Origin of the sequence: Pseudomonas moorei, from assembly GCF_042846945.1 — a bacterium.
Taxonomy (GTDB): domain Bacteria; phylum Pseudomonadota; class Gammaproteobacteria; order Pseudomonadales; family Pseudomonadaceae; genus Aquipseudomonas; species Aquipseudomonas moorei.
Map to the genome: position 1 here is coordinate 1,399,490 of NZ_AP035776.1, position 17,193 is coordinate 1,416,682.

Genomic DNA, 17,193 nt, shown 5'->3' on the forward strand with positions numbered 1-17,193 from the left:
GTGAAGACGCAATGAACCGAAAGTTCGCACAACACACAAACTATCGCATACCCAATTTGCTGAAGCGTCGAAAGACGGTTCGGTACCCGAATTTCTTGACGACCATAGAGCATTGGAACCACCTGATCCCATCCCGAACTCAGAAGTGAAACGATGCATCGCCGATGGTAGTGTGGGGTTTCCCCATGTGAGAGTAGGTCATCGTCAAGATTAAATTCCGAAACCCCTATCTGCGTATGCAGGTAGGGGTTTTGTCTTTAGAGTAGAAGTATCAAGAATTCGTTGGAACGTCTCTACAGACGGACCGACATACAGAATTTCTTGACGACCATAGAGCATTGGAACCACCTGATCCCATCCCGAACTCAGAAGTGAAACGATGCATCGCCGATGGTAGTGTGGGGTTTCCCCATGTGAGAGTAGGTCATCGTCAAGATTAAATTCCGAAACCCCTGTTTGTTAACACAGACAGGGGTTTTGTCGTTCTGGACCAGCCAAAAACCAGAAACACAAAAAAACCAGCCTCTGGTTCAGAGACTGGCTTTGCAGCAGCAACCTGGCTCAGCATCGCTAAAATTTAGCAGAAGTTACCGGCTGGCAAATAAAGCAAGCCAAGCTTTAAGCAAACAGCTTCAGCACATTATTCATCGCATCATCGGCAAAGCCCTGAACGAAGTCCTTGAACCCGGGCAGTGCCTCAGCGCCACCCTGAGCAGGTTCAGCCATGATCGTCCAGGTGGCCCGCGATTTGCCCACTCCCAATGATTCCACGGTCATAGCCGCCCACAAATTCGCCACGCCCAAGGTGTTGTAAATCGTGGTCCAAGTCATGCTCAGGGCGTGATCGTCTCGGGAGTTGAGTTGTTCGACTACCAGATTGCCGTCCCTGAAAAACTTCTTGCGCAGGGACGACACGCCCTCGCCGGTCATCTCGATGTGCGACAGCGCCGGAATGAATTGATCGAAGCCGGCAAAGTTGCCGACCACGGCCCAGACTTGCGCAGCATCGGCCAGTACTTCCACCGAAGACACGACCTGGCAGCCTTGCGGGTTTTTGATCAAGGTATCGGGTTGCAGAGTGTTCATGGTTTTGCTCCGTTCTTGGTTGGGATGAATCAGATGAAATTAATGTCTTTGAGGTAGTCGCAACCGCGTCGCAGTAGCGCCGGGGATTTTTCCGGGTAGCGCGCGCCCATTTGCCGGACGCCGGCTTTGGCGTTGTCATGACCGATCATGGAGATGTCGCCTATGTCTTCCTCGAAGCCGTTGAGGTAGAAACCCACCACCCCGAACAGCGCGTTGTCGCTGTCGACTCGGCCCAGTTGCTGCTGCCAGTCGGTGACACTGACCAAGGAAAACTCGCGACCTGCTTCGCGAAAAGACGCAACGTAGGTGCCCCAATCCAGGGGTTCGGGGTTGTGCAGGTTGAAGACCGACCTTTCCGGCTCATAACGTCCGGCATGAAAGGCAATAAAGCGGGCAAGGAAATCCACCGGCATCAGGTCGAAATTCAACGTGAACTCCGGTACCTGCCCAAGCTGGATCGAACCTTTGAGCATCAGCATCAAACGGTTCTTGTGCGGTTGGCACACTCCCGAGAGGCTATTGAAACTGATGTTGCCAGGGCGATAGAGATTGACCTGCACGCCGCGTTCCCGGGCACGTTCGAGGATCCGCTCGCCGACCCACTTGGACAGGTTGTAGCCGTTCTTGATGTAGATCGGCGGAGTCGGCGCGGCGGGTAACTCAAGTACCCGGCCTTCGGCGGAAATCGTGCTGGAGGCCGAGAGCGTCGAGACGAAGTTGAAGATCTTTTTGCTGCGTCCTTCGCAAAGCCGCAGACACTCGAAAATCGGCTCGACGTTGTCCCGCGCCAGCGACTCATAATCGAGCACGTGATTGACGTTCGCAGCATTGTTCACCAAGGCGCCGAACTCTCGATCCAATCGCTCGTACACATCTGTAGCCAGCCCCAGTGCCGGCCGGGCAATGTCGGCCGCGTAGACCTGAACCCGACTCAGATCCAGATGCTCCAGACGGTTTTCCCGTAACGCCCGGGCAAAGCGCTCCGCAGCCGATTGCCCTTCGCCTTCGCGTATCAGGCATGCGATTTCACTGGCACCCGCGGCCAGCAGCGCTTCGACAATGTGCACGCCCACAAAACTGTTGGCGCCGGTGACGATCACCCTTTGCACATCACCCATGCGGCTCGCGGGCAAAGGCTGCACATCCAGCGTGCGCTCGGCATCGGTTATGGCTCGTTCGCTCAGCGCTTCTTCCGTGCCGGAGCCGCGTACCAGGGTCGCGAGTTTTTCGATGGTGGGGAGTTCGATGAAGCGGTTGATCGAAATGCTGCGGCCGAATTCTTCGCGTAGACGCAGAAGCATTCGCGACAGCAGGATCGAATGTCCTCCCAGGTTGAAGAAGCTTTCGTCAGTAGAAATATCGTGGATCGGCAATTCCAGCAGTTCAGACCAGATCGCCAGAAGCCGCGTTTCATCAACGTTGGCAGGCAAGCGGCGAGGGGTGTTTTCGCTGATGCTGACCGGCATCTCCAGCAGCGCCTTGCGATCGACTTTGCCGTTACTGGCGTATGGCAGGCTCGGCAGTTCAGTCCAGGCGCAGGGCTGCATGTAGTCCGGCAGGTACTGCGCCGCATGGGCCTTTAACGCTTCGCGAGCGATACCGATGGGGTATCCCTGAGGTTGCGCAAGGAAAGCCAGTATTCGTCGATGGCTATCAATGACCACCGCCACCTGGCGGTACAGCTGGCTGTCGCGCAGGCAACGTTCAATCTCCTCCGGCTCGACCCGGAAACCGCGAATTTTCACTTGATTATCACGCCGCCCACACAGCTCGACTCCCTCAGCGGTCCACTTCGCCATGTCGCCAGTGCGATAGGCACGCAGGATCTGGCCGTCGGGCAGGTTCAGGGACAAATAGCGTTCGGCGGTCTGTTGCGGGTTATTCAGGTAACCCAGGCACACACCCGGCCCGACAATGTACAGCTCGCCAACGGTCTGCTCGGGCACTGGCTGCAAATCGTCATCGAGAATCAACACCTGGCTATTGGCAATCGGCCCGCCGAGCGATCGATTGTTATCGCCGGCCTGCAGTCGCCTCGCGGTTATCAGTACCGTGGCTTCGGTTGGGCCATAGAGGTTGTAGAGCCTGCCCTGGCGGCTCAGCTGCTGAATGACCCAAGGTTCGCAGACATCGCCGCCGGTCATCACGTGCCCGAGGTCTTGCAGTTGTTCAAGCGGCAAAACGCTCAGCAATGCTGGCGGTAAAAATGCGTGGCTCAGACGGTTGTGCCGGATCAGTTCAACCAGTTGTAGCGGGTCACGACGCTGGTCATCACTGGGCACGATAAGTTCGGCGCCTTGGAGCAAGGTCGGGAAAATATCGATCAACGACGAATCGAAACCCAACGACGAAAACTGCAATACACGGCTGTTCTCGGTCAATTGGACATAATCGGCGTACCACGCGGTGAAGTGGGCGAGGTTGGCCTGGCTGAGTAGCACCCCTTTGGGGTGGCCGGTGGTGCCCGAGGTATAGAGCGCCATGCACGGTGCATCGAGCGCGGGGCGTTGGCGCATCAGCGGTTGATCAAGATCCACCTCATCTAAGTCGATACGGGTAATGTCGAGCCCTACGACTTCTGACGCGAGTGGATGCTGACCGTCATGCAGCAGCAACACCGCGCCAGCGTCCGACAGAATGTACTGCTGACGTTGCAGCGGATGGCTTGGCTCCAGCGGCAGGTACACCGCACCGTGGCCCAGGATCGCCAGGATGCCCGCATACAGCGCGCTGCACCTGGGCAGGCAGATGCCGATCACCGGAGGCCCCTGATGCCCGGCCAGCAGCGGTTGTAAACGTTGGGCAATGGCGCGGCTGAGGTCATGCAATTGCCGGTAATCGAGGGCGGTGCCGGAAACAGTCAGTGCACGGCAACCGGCCGACTGAATGAAGCGTTGTTCCAGGCGTTCAATCATCGGTGTCTGCGCCCGTTATTGCAGGCGCGGCTCAGCGGTGGCATTGAGCCGGTGGACAAAGGCCAGGCGCTCGAGAAACATCAGGCTCTCCACGCTTTCGAAGTGCGCAGAAGTGACGGGCTCGGTGAGCAGCCAATAGTCGGCGTCACGGGAATAGCGGCTGACCAGCAGCGCCACATGGTCCACCAGTTCCGCCACGGTCCGCAGACGCAATGCCTGGCCATTGCCCGAGGGCTCATCGGCCATCGACACGCGACTGATCAACGTCGAGCCGCACAGGCACAGCAAGTCCAGCGATGGCAATCCGCAAGGGCCCGGCAGGCCAACACCCAGTTGCAGCGTCAGTCGCGGCACATCGTCGAAGCCTCGAATCGGTAGCGTGGCATCGTCAATCAACAAATCCACAGGCGTGGGTGCCGGTTCATCAATTGTTGTCACCCGGGACAGTGCATGGCCGTGTTTTTCGAGTTCCTGCGCCAGGTCGGTCAAGGCCCGGCTTTGTCCAACGAGCAGTATGTCCAGACGTCTCATGAGGGGCTCCTCGTCAAATCAAGTAATCGCGCAAGGCGCTTTGCACGCACGGCGAATCCAGCAGCGAACTGCTGCGGAAGAACTGCACGATGTTGGCGACCAGCGGGTGATGGCGATTGATTGGAAAGGCCACTCCGGACACTTCATTCCTGAGGGCGTGGCGCACCCTGTCGCTGATCGGCAGGGCATCGATCAAGCGCAAATCAAAGGACCTCTGGATATCGTTGGTCAGGTAGTGGCCGATGAACACCGGCAGAATCTGCGCGATGCAGTGGCGGTCGCCCTCGCTTGCGGTGTGCCAGTAGATGCGCACCATCCGTGACCAGAAACCGGAGTGCCGGCCTTCATCGAGCAAGTGATCGGCCATCAGGCCCTTGATCGATTGCTTGATCGTGTCGTCCTTGGCGAAGGCCGCCACATCGCCGGTCACGGTGTTTTCGGCGATGGCCACGCAGATCAGTTCCACGGCGCCACGCAGGTGCTGCGGCGCGAGTGCCACGGCCGCCGGGATCGCCCGGCTCAGCTCGATTTCGCCCGGCAGCTCAATGGGCGCGATGCCAGTCATGGCGACGGTCTGCTGCATGAAATCCATCGCCACCAAGGCGTGGTAATCCTCGTCCACGACCACCGTCATGGCGTCATAACGGCAGGCGAACGGGAAGGTCACGTCGAAGCGATTCTTGGCAATGTTGCGGGCGGTCTTGTCGACGATCTCTGTTTCGAAAATCACCACGTCGTTGATGAATTTGTAGAGCGTCTGCACCAGGGCAAAGTCGCGCAGCTGCGGGCACTCGCGCAGGAAGGTTTCACCGAGCACCAGCGGTTGGCGGCTCAGCGGATAGATCAGTTTGTCGTCGTTCTCCAGCACGCGACGCGGGCGGGTGCGAATGGTCGCACGGCTTTCCCAGGCGTCGGCGAAGGATTGGTAGTCGGCGGCGTTCATGCGCTCACCTGCGCGCTGCGTTGGCTCATGCTCAGGCGCAGGCCGTCCCATAGCGCGATGCGGCTTTCCACGGCGGCGATTGCGCTGGCGTACATGTCTTCTTCACGATGCGGATCGCCATCGATCAGTCGGTCGAGAAGTTTTTCCGCAGCCGGGCCGTGGTCTTCCGAGTCGACTTCAATGTGCCGTTCGAGGTAGTAGCGAAAGGTGGGGGCTTGTTCAATGCCGATGCCCCAGTCGTCGAGAATGCGCTGGAACATCGGCGGGATGACGCTCTCGCGACCATGCAGGAACGCCGCCGCCACGCTGTGGTCCGGCGCATGCAATGCGGTGTGCAACGTTTGGCGCACAAATCGCGCGGTCGCCGGATCGACCTCGACGCTTTGCAGCGCCACGTCGTAATTCACCCCTTCTTGTTGCAGCGTTACGAAGCGCTCGATGGCGGCGGTATTGGCACCGACTTCGCGCATCGCATCCAGGTACAGCTCGAAGTGGCTGTAGTGACCGTGATCCGGACGCGCATCGGACTCTTCACCCAGCACGATCTCGTTGATCAATCGCGCTGCCTGTGGGTCCCTTGGGGGAAGCCAGGGCAAGTGGGTGCAAGTCAGTTCCTGCTGCAGGCGCTTGGTCAGTGACATGAAATCCCATACCGCAAACACATGGGTTTCCATGAAATGCTGTAATACCGACAATGAATGTATTTCGCGGAATATCGGGTGTGCAGCAAGTTCTGCTTTTTTCTGGGCGAGACGGTCTTTAGTGGGTTTCATGGGTGAACCTCTAAATAGTCAAATGTGATGTGTTAAAGCGTCGGCTGTTGAGTAAACTTTTCCGCTGGCGAGCAGGCGCCTCAAATGAATTGATGGGTTTTAGTTGTAATGCGATTGGCGTGTTATTGCTGTGTCGGCCATTGCTGGCTGACGGTGTGGAAAAATTAGTACATGAATTAAGACCTGGGCAAGTTATTTTTAAATGTTTTTAAAGTTTAACTTTTCTGGGTGTGAGTCGGCCCAATAAAGCTTTATGTATAAGCTTTATTTAGGCGTAGTTACTCCTTCCTAGTTATATAAGTAAGAATTTAGATAAAGAGTGAATGCCTCACTCGAAGTAACTTTTTCACGCAGATGATTGAGGTGATTTGAAAGGGGCGGAAGTTTGACGGGGGTGACACCGATTCTCCCTTTCCCGAGGCAGGCTCCTTCCGTACGTTCCTGGTGCGGGGACTGCGCCAGCGTTAGCACGCGTCCCCCGTTCATGGTTTGTTGTCGACCCAAGAGTGAGCGTAATGCAAGGCAGCCGCTATCACCGGCGTATGAGGGGCCGGGAGGGGGGCGGCGGGGGAAATTTGTAAGTGGATCGTGCGGCTTCAAGCGTGACACTGGACCTGTGGCGCTATCGCCACAGGTCAACGGGGGTCATTTCGAGGTTTTGATGCGCTCAGCCTCAGGGCTGGCCAGGTAGCGAGTGATGACCTCGACCGCACGATTGAGGTGGTGTTCGAGTAACTTCACCGATTTTTCGACGTCCCGCTCTTCGGCAGCCCGCAGCAGTGCCCGGTGATCTTCCTGAGACAACTTGCCCAGGCCCATGGCTTCCAGATTGAAGCGCAGAAAGCGCTCTTCCTCGATCAACCCGTCTTCGACCAGCTTCAGCAGTCGACGGTTAGGGGCTTTGCTGTACAGCGACATGTGAAACAGGCGATTGAGTCGGCCGATTTCGGTGTAGTCCTGTTCTCTTTCCAGTTCCTCGATGTAGCGGGTTGCCTGTTCGATATCCGCGCCTTCAAGAAACGGAATCGATAATTTCAGCGCTTCGGACTCCAACAGGATGCGCAGGGCATAGGTTTCCACGGCATCGCCCTGAACCAGCGGGGCGACCACGGCGCCTTTATGGGCTGTCACGCTAAGCAATGCCTGGGCTTCGAGCTGGCGCAAAGCTTCGCGCACGGGCATGCGGCTAACGCCAAACAGATCGGCCAGGTCTTGCTGACGCAGGGCTGCACCGCAGGGAATACGACCGTCGAGAATGGCCGCGCGAAGGGTTTCTTCAATCACCGAGCGTGCCAGGTGAGCGGGAATCGGCCCGTTGACCTTAATACTGCTCAGAGGGTTGGGCTTTTGTGTCACTACTACGCACCATGATTGACTTGTATTTTTGGATCCAACTGACACTAGTGGTGGCCTGAGGGGTTGTCAAACGCCCGACAGAGCACCTTCTCTCAGTTTAGCGTGCCGCCAGTGATCTCAGCGTACCGTTGTTTTTTACCGGGCTAACCTACACCATCAACCGACTTCCCTCTGACTACCCTGGATGCCTGGCATTGGCGGTACGTTTCCCGATTTCCCGGATGTTGCGCTGGCTATTCGGCGCGTTGCTGCTGGCCGGCGTCCTGCTGGGCGGTGTGCAGGCCGATTGGGATTTTTCCTTGATCAGCGGCCGGGCGCGGGCATTGTACGGACCTTTGGGTGAAGGCCAGAAGCGCATTGATGATTGGCAATACTTATTGGCGACCCAGAAGCAGGTCAGCGAGCTGGAACAGCTGAATGTAGTCAATCGGTTCTTCAACAAACAGCTGCGCTACGTCGAGGACATCGATCTGTGGCACCAGGAGGATTATTGGGCAACACCCATCGAAGCCCTGTGGAAAGGTGCGGGCGATTGCGAAGACTACGCGATCGCCAAGTATTTCAGCCTGCGCCACCTCGGCATTGCCAGTGAAAAACTGCGCATCACCTACGTAAAGGCGCTGAGTCTGAATCGCGCGCACATGGTATTGACCTACTACTCAAGCCCGGACGCCATGCCGCTGGTGCTCGATAGCCTGATCGATACGATCAAGCCGGCCAGCCAACGAACGGATTTGCTGCCGGTCTACTCCTTTAACGCAGAGGGGTTGTGGTTACCGGGTGCCAAGGGCAACCAGAAGGTCGGTGACACCAAACGCCTGTCCCGTTGGCAGGATGTGCTGAAAAAAATGCAGGCCGAAGGATTTCCGGTCGAGACGACTAATTAGGAGCACGCCCTCAGATGTCTTTGTTCAAACAGCTGTTGATTGCTATCTGTCTGTTCCTGGTCGTCGCCTTCACCGGCAACTTCATGGTGAGCCTGGAGAGCTCGCGCGCCCAGTATGTCAACCAGTTGCGCTCCCATGCTCAGGACGCTGCGACGGCGCTGGCGCTGTCCCTGACGCCAAACATCGATGACCCGGCGATGGTCGAGTTGTTGGTCAGTTCGATCTTCGACAGCGGCTACTACGCAAGCATCCGCGTCGTCGACCTGAAGACCGAACAAACCCTGGTCGAACGCAGCGGCATCCCGACCGATGCCCACGTGCCGGACTGGTTCGTCAAACTGATTGGCCTGGAGCCCGCCGGGGGCGATGCGATTGTCAGTCGTGGCTGGGAGCAGGCTGCGCGGGTCGAGGTGGTCAGTCACCCGATGTTTGCGCTGGCCAAATTGTGGCAGAGCGCGCTGGGCAGCCTGGGCTGGTTGCTGGCCTGTGGCGTGGTCAGCGCGGTATTGGGCGCGCTGTTGCTGCGTCGACAATTGAAGCCGCTCGATTACATGGTCCAGCAGTCCCACGCGATTGCCCGACGCGAATTTCTCAGCCTGCCCGAGTTGCCTCGCACACCGGAATTGCGTCGAGTGGTGCTGGCCATGAACCAAATGGTCGAGAAGCTCAAGGCGCTGTTTCATGAGCAGGCCGAGCGCAGTGAAAAACTGCGGGTCGAGTCCTATCAGGACAACCTGACCGGGTTGGCCAACCGGCGTTACTTCGAAATGCAGCTCAATGCACGGGTGAGCAATCCCGAGCAGGCCAGCTCCGGGTATTTGTTGCTGCTGCGCGTGCAGGACCTGGCCGGGCTGAACCAGCGTTTGGGTGGACAGCGTACTGACGCCTTGCTTCAGGCGGTGGGCCAGCAGTTGTCCCGCGAGTGCGCCAGATACCCGGAGACGCACAACCTCGTCACGCGGATTCGGGGGGGCGAATTTGCCGTGCTGGCGCCAGGACTGGTGCGTGAAGAAGCCCTGCAACTGGCGCAGCACCTCGACATCGCCCTGGCCAGCCTGCATGCGACCGGTGCCACGGACGTCGCCTCGGTGGCGGCGATCGGGCTGGCGCCGTTTATTCATGGCGATACCCCGCAGGCGGTGCTCGCATTGGCCGATCAGGCATTGGCGCAGGCCGAAGGTCAGACCGACACGCACTGGGTCTGCCTGGATCGCAGTGCCTTGGCCGGCGTCGGCGACGACCATCATGCCTGGCACAACCTGCTGGATCAGGCGCTGACCCAGCGGCGATTCAAGTTGTATTTTCAGCCGGTGGTGGCCAGCCAGGACACTCAACTGGTGTTGCACTACAAAGTGCTTTCGCGGCTGATCGACGATCAGGGCCAGATCATCCCGGCTGGAGGCTTCCTGCCGTGGCTCGAACGGTTCGGCTGGGTGTCACGATTGGACCGACTGATGCTGGAGCTGGTGCTGGAGCAGATGGGCGATCACGAGGAGTCGCTGGCACTGAACCTGTCATCGGCGACCCTGGACGACCCGAAAGCGTTGAATGCCCTCTTCGAGACACTGCGTTCGCACTCCAGCCTGGGGCCGCGGCTGACCCTGGAAATCGGCGAAGAGCAATTGCCGGAGCAAGCCATGCTCGAAGACCTGACGCGGCGTTTGCGTGAGCTCGGGTTCTCGCTGAGCCTGCAGCACTTTGGGGGCCGCTTCAGCATCATCGGTAACCTGGCGCGTCTGGGGTTGGCGTACCTGAAAATCGACGGCAGCTACATCCGCGCGATTGATCAGGAGAACGACAAGCGCCTGTTCATCGAAGCGGTTCAGCGCGCCGCCCACAGTATCGATTTGCCATTGATTGCCGAGCGGGTCGAGACCGAAGGGGAGTTGAGGGTGATTCGGGAAATGGGGGTGTATGGCGTCCAGGGGCGGCTGTTGGGTGAGCCCAGGCCTTGGGCTTAGGGCGTTGGGTTTGTGTCGTCAGTGATGCCGCCATCGCGAGCAAGCTCGTTCCCACAGGTTTGTGTATTGCTCGCACATCCTGCGACCGCCACCGCGCAAGGGTGGGAGCGAGCTTGCTCGCGATGGCGTCGGTACAGCCAGCGAAGCATCAGATAAACCCTTCCTCATCGTCCTCAACCAGCTGACTCAACCCGCCCAAGGCCTCACGGGCCTGGCTGCGGTCCATGAGTTTGGCCTGTGCCGGCGCTGGCAGGTCGGTGACCAGGATCACGCCCTTGTTGATCAGTACGGCGATCAAGTCGTCGAGTACCCGGATCATTTCCAGGTCGCTCTGGCGCAGTTGCTTGAGCTGTTTGATCTGCTGCAGTTGCTTGTGGCTGGTGGCCATGATTTCGTTGGCGAACCAGGCCTGAAGGTCAGGGTGGTCGGCCGGCAGCGTTTCCGTGGACTCGGCGTAAGCTTCGGCTTCCACGCGCAGCAGTTGGCCGTCTGAATCGCGTTGCACGTAGAACATCGAACTTCCCTCATAAGTGAACAGCGTCATGCTGTCAGCAGCATAGCCAACATCGCGCTGATAGAGGGCGCACCGCACACTCTTTGCTCTCACAATTGCACTGAGTGTCATCACGTGCAGGTCGTTGCCGGAAAGAAAATCCCCAAGTTGGAACTAAGACATTGATTTGGAACATATATATCTGAATTCCAAACAATGTAGCCTATAACCATAGTTCATATGGTCCGCGAATTGCTTTGAGAGTTGGCAATATCTTCAGATTGCCGTCCATCTACCGAGGTGCCATCCGGCGCAAACCATGTGCGCCTTTCCGGTGCTTACTGGATAATCCCGCGCCGCCGCCAGCCCCCGTAGTTATTCGCCTGCGGCACAGTTGGGCAGCCAGAGCAAACAGGAGGCGCCAAATAAAAAAGCCACTAATTCGTCAATTTTATGGCGATAAAAAAGGTTTTTTTAATCGCGTTCAACTATTACACTTGCGGCGTTCAAAATATTGACGATACCATTTTGATGGCTAGCTTCGATGAGTTCTTGAGCAGCGTGCTCCCCAATATGTGCCAGCGCCTCGGATAGTCTTTTATGAAACGTACAGACGATATATCGAACCTATTCAACAGGTTCGGGGCAAGTGCGGACAGCTATCTCGAGTTCGGTAGCCATTTCGAGTACAAAGAAAAACCGTTGGCGCTGGTGCCGACGGCTCCTGAGCGGGTGCCTGTCGTTGAAGTCGATCAACCGGCGCTACAGCCCGGCGATCAGGCTTCTGCCGATTCCTTGCAGGGCGTCGAAGCTCCCTTGGCGCCTGTTAATACCCCGGCACCTGCCACACCTGCCGCACCACTTCGCCACCTGCTGGCTGAAGTCGCCCTGGCGCGTCAGGCCGAAGCGCAAGCGCGCAACGAAGAGGCGCTACGCCAAGTGTTGCCACAGGGTCGCCCGGCCAAAACCAGGGCTCACGTAATTGCCCTGGTGTCGGCCAAGGGGGGCGTTGGTAAAAGTACGCTGGCCTCTGCACTGGCCACCGCCTTGCGTATAGAGGGCGGGCAGACCCTGGCCATCGACCTCGATCCGCAAAACGCCCTGCAACATCACTTGGGCGCGGAGCCAGACGTGGCGGGCCTGGGTTACGCCAGCCTAAAGGGTGAGAACTGGAAGTCACTGTTGTTGGCCGGCTCGGCCGGTTCATTGCTGCTGCCTTACGGCTCGGTGACGGAGGACGAGCGCCGCACCCTTGAGCGCTATCTGGAAAACGACCGCTACTGGCTCGCCCGGCAACTGGCAAGCATGGACCTGAACGAAAACGATGTTGTGGTCCTTGATACGCCACCGGGTCGTACCGCTTATCTGACGCAGGCCTTGATGGTGGCGGATCAGGTGCTCGTCGTCCTGACGGCCGACGCAGCGTGTTTCGTCACGCTGGACCAGATGGAGCATTTACTGGCGGAGCGCGCGGCCCTCGGCCAGGCGCCGCTGTGCAATTACGTGATCAATCAGTTCGACAGCTCTCGCCTGTTCTGCAGCGACATGCACGAAGTGCTCAAGCGCCGCCTGGGTTCACGCCTGCTGGGCGTCGTGACGCTCGACCATGCCGTTGGCGAAGCACTGGCTTATGGTCAAAACCCGCTGCTGACGGCCGAATCGTCCCAGGCTTGCCGCGACATGCTGTTGCTGAGTGACCGGCTCATGGCACAGCTGAAATCCATGGAAGCTGCAGAGTCCTACGCCTCGTGATCAACACCTCAGCCCCAGACACTGCCGACCAAACCCGCACACAGCGTTGGGCACAATCGGTCTCCGATCGCCTGGAGAGCCTGCCAGCCGCATTGCGTCGAGCATTGAGCGTCATCGTGATGCTGCTGTGCGGCCTGTTGGCGCTGTTCATCATCACGGTGCCGTTCGAGTTGTATTCGCAGTGCGCTTTCGCCCTCGGCTGCTTTATTGCGGCAATGGTGCTGCGCAAGATTCCCGGGCGCCTGACCGTGCTGATACTCATCGGGCTGTCGTTGACCGCTTCCCTGCGCTACTTGTACTGGCGACTTACCTCCACCCTTGGTTTCGAGGGCTGGGTCGATATGCTGTTCGGCTACGGCCTGGTCCTGGCCGAGTTGTACGCGATGATCGTGCTGGTGTTCGGTTACGTGCAAACCGCCTGGCCCCTGCGCCGCAAACCGGTACTGATGAGCGGGCCGCCGAGCGAATGGCCTACGGTCGATGTCTTCATCCCGTCGTACAACGAAACCCTCGACATCGTGAAAGTCACCATCTTCGCCGCCCAGGCCATCGACTGGCCGCAGGACAAACTGCGCGTGCATGTCCTGGACGACGGCCGCCGTGAAGACTTCCGCGAGTTCTGCGAACAGATCGGCGTGGGTTACATCGTCCGGGACAACAACCGTCACGCCAAGGCCGGCAACCTGAACGAAGCCCTCAAGGTCACCAGCGGCGAGTTCGTGACGATTTTCGACGCCGACCACGTGCCGACCCGCTCCTTCCTTCAGGTATGTGTCGGCTGGTTCATCAAGGACCCGAAGTTGGCGATGTTGCAAACGCCGCACTTCTTCTTCTCGCCCGACCCGTTTGAGAAAAACCTCAATACGTTCCGCTCCGTGCCGAACGAAGGTGAACTGTTCTATGGCCTGGTGCAGGACGGCAACGACCTGTGGAACGCGACGTTCTTTTGCGGCTCTTGTGCCGTGATCCGTCGTGCACCGTTGCTGGAAGTTGGTGGCGTTGCCGTCGAAACCGTGACCGAAGACGCCCACACCGCGCTGAAACTGAACCGTGCCGGCTACAACACCGCGTACCTGGCCATTCCCCAGGCCGCAGGCCTGGCCACGGAAAGCCTGTCGCGGCACATCAGCCAGCGGATTCGCTGGGCACGTGGCATGGCGCAGATCTTTCGCACAGACAACCCGCTGTTCGGCAAAGGCCTGAACCTGGGTCAGCGCCTGTGCTACCTGAACGCGATGCTGCACTTTTTCTACGGATTGCCGCGCCTGGCCTTTCTCACGGCACCGCTGGCGTTCCTGTTCTTCGATGCGCAGATTTTCCACGCCTCGGCGTTGATGATCACCGCTTACGTATTGCCGCACATTCTGCACGCCAGCCTGACCAACTCCAGCATCCAGGGGCGGTTCCGCCACTCGTTCTGGAACGAGGTCTACGAGACGGTACTGGCGTGGTACATCATGGGCCCGGTGCTGATGGCGCTGGTCAACCCCAAGTTCGGTGGCTTTAACGTGACCGATAAGGGTGGCGTAATCGACAAGAAATATTTCGAGTGGAAATTGGCACGCCCGTACATTGTGCTGCTGACCTTGAACGCCGCGGGTCTGATCTATGGCGTGGTGCGCCTGATCGAAGGTGCCGAGGGCGCCACCACCACGATCCTGATCAACCTGGCGTGGACGGTCTACAACCTCATCATCACCAGTGCCTCGGTGGCGGTGGCCAGCGAAACCCGCCAGGTGCGTTCCGAACCACGGGTGGCGGCGGCCCTGCCGATGCGTCTGACTCGCGCCGATGGCACCGTGATCGAAGGCGTGACGCAGGACTTCTCGCAAAAAGGCCTGGGGTTCCGTTTGCCGGAAGGCATCGAGATTCCCAAGGGCGAACGGGTACAGATATCGCTGTTCCGCAATCAACAGCTGAGTGTGTTCCCTGCCGTCGTCGTATTCAGTCGCGAGGGGCTGTTGGGCGCGCAATTCGATCAGTTGACCTTGCGTCAGCAAAGCGAGCTGATTCGCCTGACGTTCTCGCGCGCCGACACCTGGGCATCGACCTGGGGCAATGGCCAGGTCGATACACCGCTGGCCGCCTTGCGCGATGTCAGCGGCATTGGTCTTCGCGGTATCTACGAACTCTTCAAAGCAACGGTCATGGAAGTGCGGAACCTGTTCCGCCGTCGCCACGTCTCCCCGTCCACCCTGGAAAACGTTTTGGACAAGTGATGAACTCGAAGTCTTTCGCTTTCGGTAACCTGCGCGAGCCTCGCCGCGCCCTGGTACGCATGACGTGCGCCTTGCTGGCAATGGGTGGTGGCGCGTCGGCATTCGCCGAGACTGCGCCAGCGGATGTCGCGCCCGGCGCCAACAGCTACAGCGTGACGCTCAAGCAACTGGGCCGCAATTATCCGATGAGCCTGCGCGGCGTGGAGTCCACCGATAGCGTCAACTTCGATGTGCGCGCCGATTCCATCGTGACCGGCGCCAGACTGAAGTTGCAGTACACCTATTCACCGGCCTTGCTGGCTGATCTGTCGCAGATCAACGTCATCGTCAACGATGAAGTGGCCGCGAGCCTGCCATTGCCCAAGGAAAACGCCGGGCAATTGCAAACCCGGGAGGTCAGCATTCCGCCGCAGCTGATCACCGAGTTCAACCGCTTGAGCCTGCAATTCGTTGGTCACTACACCATGAGTTGCGAAGATCCGACGCACTCCAGCCTGTGGGCGAAGATCAGCAACGCCACCGCGCTGAGCATTGACGTGTCACCGCTGGCGCTGCCCAACGATTTGTCGATCATGCCGCTGCCATTCTTCGACCGCCGCGATGCACGCACCCTGAGCCTGCCGTTCGTGTTCGCCAGCGTGCCTGACAACACCACCCTGGAAGCGGCCGGTGCCCTGTCATCGTGGTTCGGTGCCCAGGCCAGTTATCGCGGTGCGAGGTTCTCGACGCAGATCAACCAGATCCCCGCCCGCGGCAACGCTGTGTTGCTGTTCAGCGGTCCCGAGGCGCTGCAAATCGGCGGTTTGAGCCTGCCCGCGGCCAAGGGCCCGACCCTGAGCGTGATGACCAACCCCAACGACGCCAACGGCAAGTTGCTGGTGATCAGCGGTCGCGACGCCGCCGAATTGAAGACCGCCACCACCGCATTGGTGCTGGGCAGTCAGGCCCTGTCGGGCAGCAGCGTGGTGATTGACCGGCTCGACACCGTGCAACCACGCAAGCCTTACGATGCCCCGAACTGGTTGCCGAGCGATCGTCCGGTCAAACTCGGCGAGCTGCTGCCGGCCAAACAATTCAATGTGTCGGGCTACAACCCGGGCGACATCACCGTGCCGCTGAATTTCCCGCCAGACCTGTTTACCTGGCGTGATGAAGGGGCGCCGCTGAACCTGAAATACCGCTACACACCACAGGAAAAATCGAGCAACTCCTCGTTCATCGTCAGCTTCAACGATGGCTTGATCCAGTCGCAGAACCTGCTGCCTCAGGACAAACTCGAAAGCAGCGTATTGAAAGCCCTGAAGATCAACGACGACACGCTGAACCGCGAAACCCGCGTGCGCCTGCCGTTGAACTCGGTGGCCCTGCAATCGCGCCTGCAACTGCGCTTCATGTTCGACTACATCAAGCAGGGCGAATGTGGCGACATCATCATCGACAACATGCGCGGCAGCGTCGATCCGGAATCGACCCTGGACCTGACTGGCTACGACCACTTCATGGCCATGCCGAACCTCGGCGTATTCAAGGACGCAGGCTTCCCGTTCACCCGTCTGGCGGATCTGTCGCAGACCGCCGTGGTGCTGCCGGACAACGCCGGCGCTGCCGAGCTGGATGCGTACCTGACGGTGCTCGGCCGCTTCGGCCAGTCCACCGGATACCCGGCCACTGGCGTGCAGGTGATGCAGGCGGCGCAGGTCCAGGCGGCGGCGGATAAAGACTTGCTGGTGTTTGCGGCCGGCAACAATCAGCCATTGCTGACCCAGTGGGCCGATCGCCTGCCGGCTGCCGATATCGGCGACCAGCAAAGCTTCCACCTGTCCGATCTGCCGATGCGTGTGCGTGACTGGTTCAGCCCGGATCCTGAGGCGAACCAGCGCAAGGCTCGTCTGGCCATGGCCTTCTCCGGCGGTGCGCGCAGCACATACCTGACCGGTTTCGAATCGCCGCTCAAAAGCGGTCGCAGCGTGGTGGTGATCGCCAGCGGCCAGCCGCAAGGCCTGGCCGATGCAACCAATGCCTTGATCGGTGGCGAGGATTACACCCAGTCGATCCAGGGCAGTCTGGTGGTGGTGCGCGGCAAAACCATCGAGCCCCTGGTGGCGGACGAGCAGTACTACGTCGGCGAACTGGGCCCGTTCAAACGCCTGGAATGGATGCTGTCGCGCCACGTCGGTCTGACGCTGCTGCTGACCGGCCTGGGCGTGGTGCTGCTCAGCTGCCTGGCCTATTTGTCGCTGCGTTCGCGTGCCAAACAGCGGCTGAGCAACTGAGATC

The 17,193-nt window shown here is 59.1% G+C and carries 10 protein-coding genes, 2 rRNA genes and 1 pseudogene; 7 read left to right on the forward strand and 6 right to left on the reverse strand.

The genetic code is table 11. The annotated features are described in order from the left end of the window. Positions 1–94: 94 nt before the first annotated feature. A 5S ribosomal RNA gene (gene rrf / locus ACGJAX_RS06665) occupies positions 95–210 on the forward strand. A 110-nt stretch (positions 211–320) separates the two neighbouring features. Next, positions 321–436 (forward strand): 5S ribosomal RNA (gene rrf / locus ACGJAX_RS06670). A 182-nt stretch (positions 437–618) separates the two neighbouring features. Here the strand turns inward: rrf (ACGJAX_RS06670) and ACGJAX_RS06675 are convergent. From ACGJAX_RS06675 to ACGJAX_RS06695, 5 genes and pseudogenes are all read right to left on the reverse strand, one after another. Then, the gene (locus tag ACGJAX_RS06675) at positions 619–1,086 is read right to left on the reverse strand and encodes an SRPBCC family protein (protein WP_390957993.1); all 468 of its coding nucleotides are present in this window, start codon (positions 1,084–1,086) and stop codon (positions 619–621) included. Positions 1,087–1,115: 29 nt separating this feature from the next. Continuing rightward, positions 1,116–4,532, reverse strand: a pseudogene (locus ACGJAX_RS06680) (amino acid adenylation domain-containing protein). A 13-nt stretch (positions 4,533–4,545) separates the two neighbouring features. Then, complete coding sequence (locus ACGJAX_RS06685; RefSeq protein WP_390957995.1) at positions 4,546–5,475, reverse strand: diiron oxygenase; 930 nt, start codon at positions 5,473–5,475, stop codon at positions 4,546–4,548. After that, a complete protein-coding gene (locus ACGJAX_RS06690) occupies positions 5,472–6,248 on the reverse strand; it encodes a DUF3050 domain-containing protein (protein WP_390957997.1) in 777 nt (258 codons plus the stop codon). Before ACGJAX_RS06690 ends, ACGJAX_RS06685 begins: the two co-directional genes overlap by 4 nt. Before the next feature lie 645 nt (positions 6,249–6,893). Further along, positions 6,894–7,604: a GntR family transcriptional regulator gene (locus ACGJAX_RS06695; protein WP_247256753.1), complete on the reverse strand. Its 711-nt coding sequence runs from the start codon at positions 7,602–7,604 to the stop codon at positions 6,894–6,896. A gap of 194 nt (positions 7,605–7,798) precedes the next feature. Between ACGJAX_RS06695 and lapG the strand changes: the two genes are divergently transcribed. Continuing rightward, positions 7,799–8,491 (forward strand): cysteine protease LapG, encoded by a 693-nt coding sequence (gene lapG, locus ACGJAX_RS06700; RefSeq protein WP_390957999.1) that lies wholly within the window; start codon positions 7,799–7,801, stop codon positions 8,489–8,491. Positions 8,492–8,505: 14 nt separating this feature from the next. Next, positions 8,506–10,452, forward strand: a complete 1,947-nt coding sequence (gene lapD, locus ACGJAX_RS06705) for a cyclic di-GMP receptor LapD (protein ID WP_390958001.1) — start codon at positions 8,506–8,508, stop codon at positions 10,450–10,452. A gap of 148 nt (positions 10,453–10,600) precedes the next feature. Here lapD and ACGJAX_RS06710 read toward each other — a convergent pair whose 3' ends face one another. After that, positions 10,601–10,966, reverse strand: coding sequence for a tryptophan synthase subunit beta (locus ACGJAX_RS06710; RefSeq protein WP_247256750.1), 366 nt, complete (start codon positions 10,964–10,966; stop codon positions 10,601–10,603). A 579-nt stretch (positions 10,967–11,545) separates the two neighbouring features. Here ACGJAX_RS06710 and bcsQ point away from each other — a divergent pair. The 3 genes from bcsQ to bcsB are packed head-to-tail and all read left to right on the forward strand — an operon-like array spanning position 11,546 to position 17,189. Then, positions 11,546–12,697 (forward strand): cellulose biosynthesis protein BcsQ, encoded by a 1,152-nt coding sequence (gene bcsQ, locus ACGJAX_RS06715; protein WP_390958004.1) that lies wholly within the window; start codon positions 11,546–11,548, stop codon positions 12,695–12,697. Then, positions 12,694–14,916, forward strand: a complete 2,223-nt coding sequence (gene bcsA / locus ACGJAX_RS06720) for a UDP-forming cellulose synthase catalytic subunit (RefSeq protein ID WP_247256748.1) — start codon at positions 12,694–12,696, stop codon at positions 14,914–14,916. Before bcsQ ends, bcsA begins: the two co-directional genes overlap by 4 nt. After that, positions 14,916–17,189, forward strand: coding sequence for a cellulose biosynthesis cyclic di-GMP-binding regulatory protein BcsB (bcsB, locus tag ACGJAX_RS06725; protein ID WP_390958006.1), 2,274 nt, complete (start codon positions 14,916–14,918; stop codon positions 17,187–17,189). The genes bcsA and bcsB overlap by 1 nt, the downstream gene beginning before the upstream one ends. Positions 17,190–17,193 lie beyond the last annotated feature (4 nt).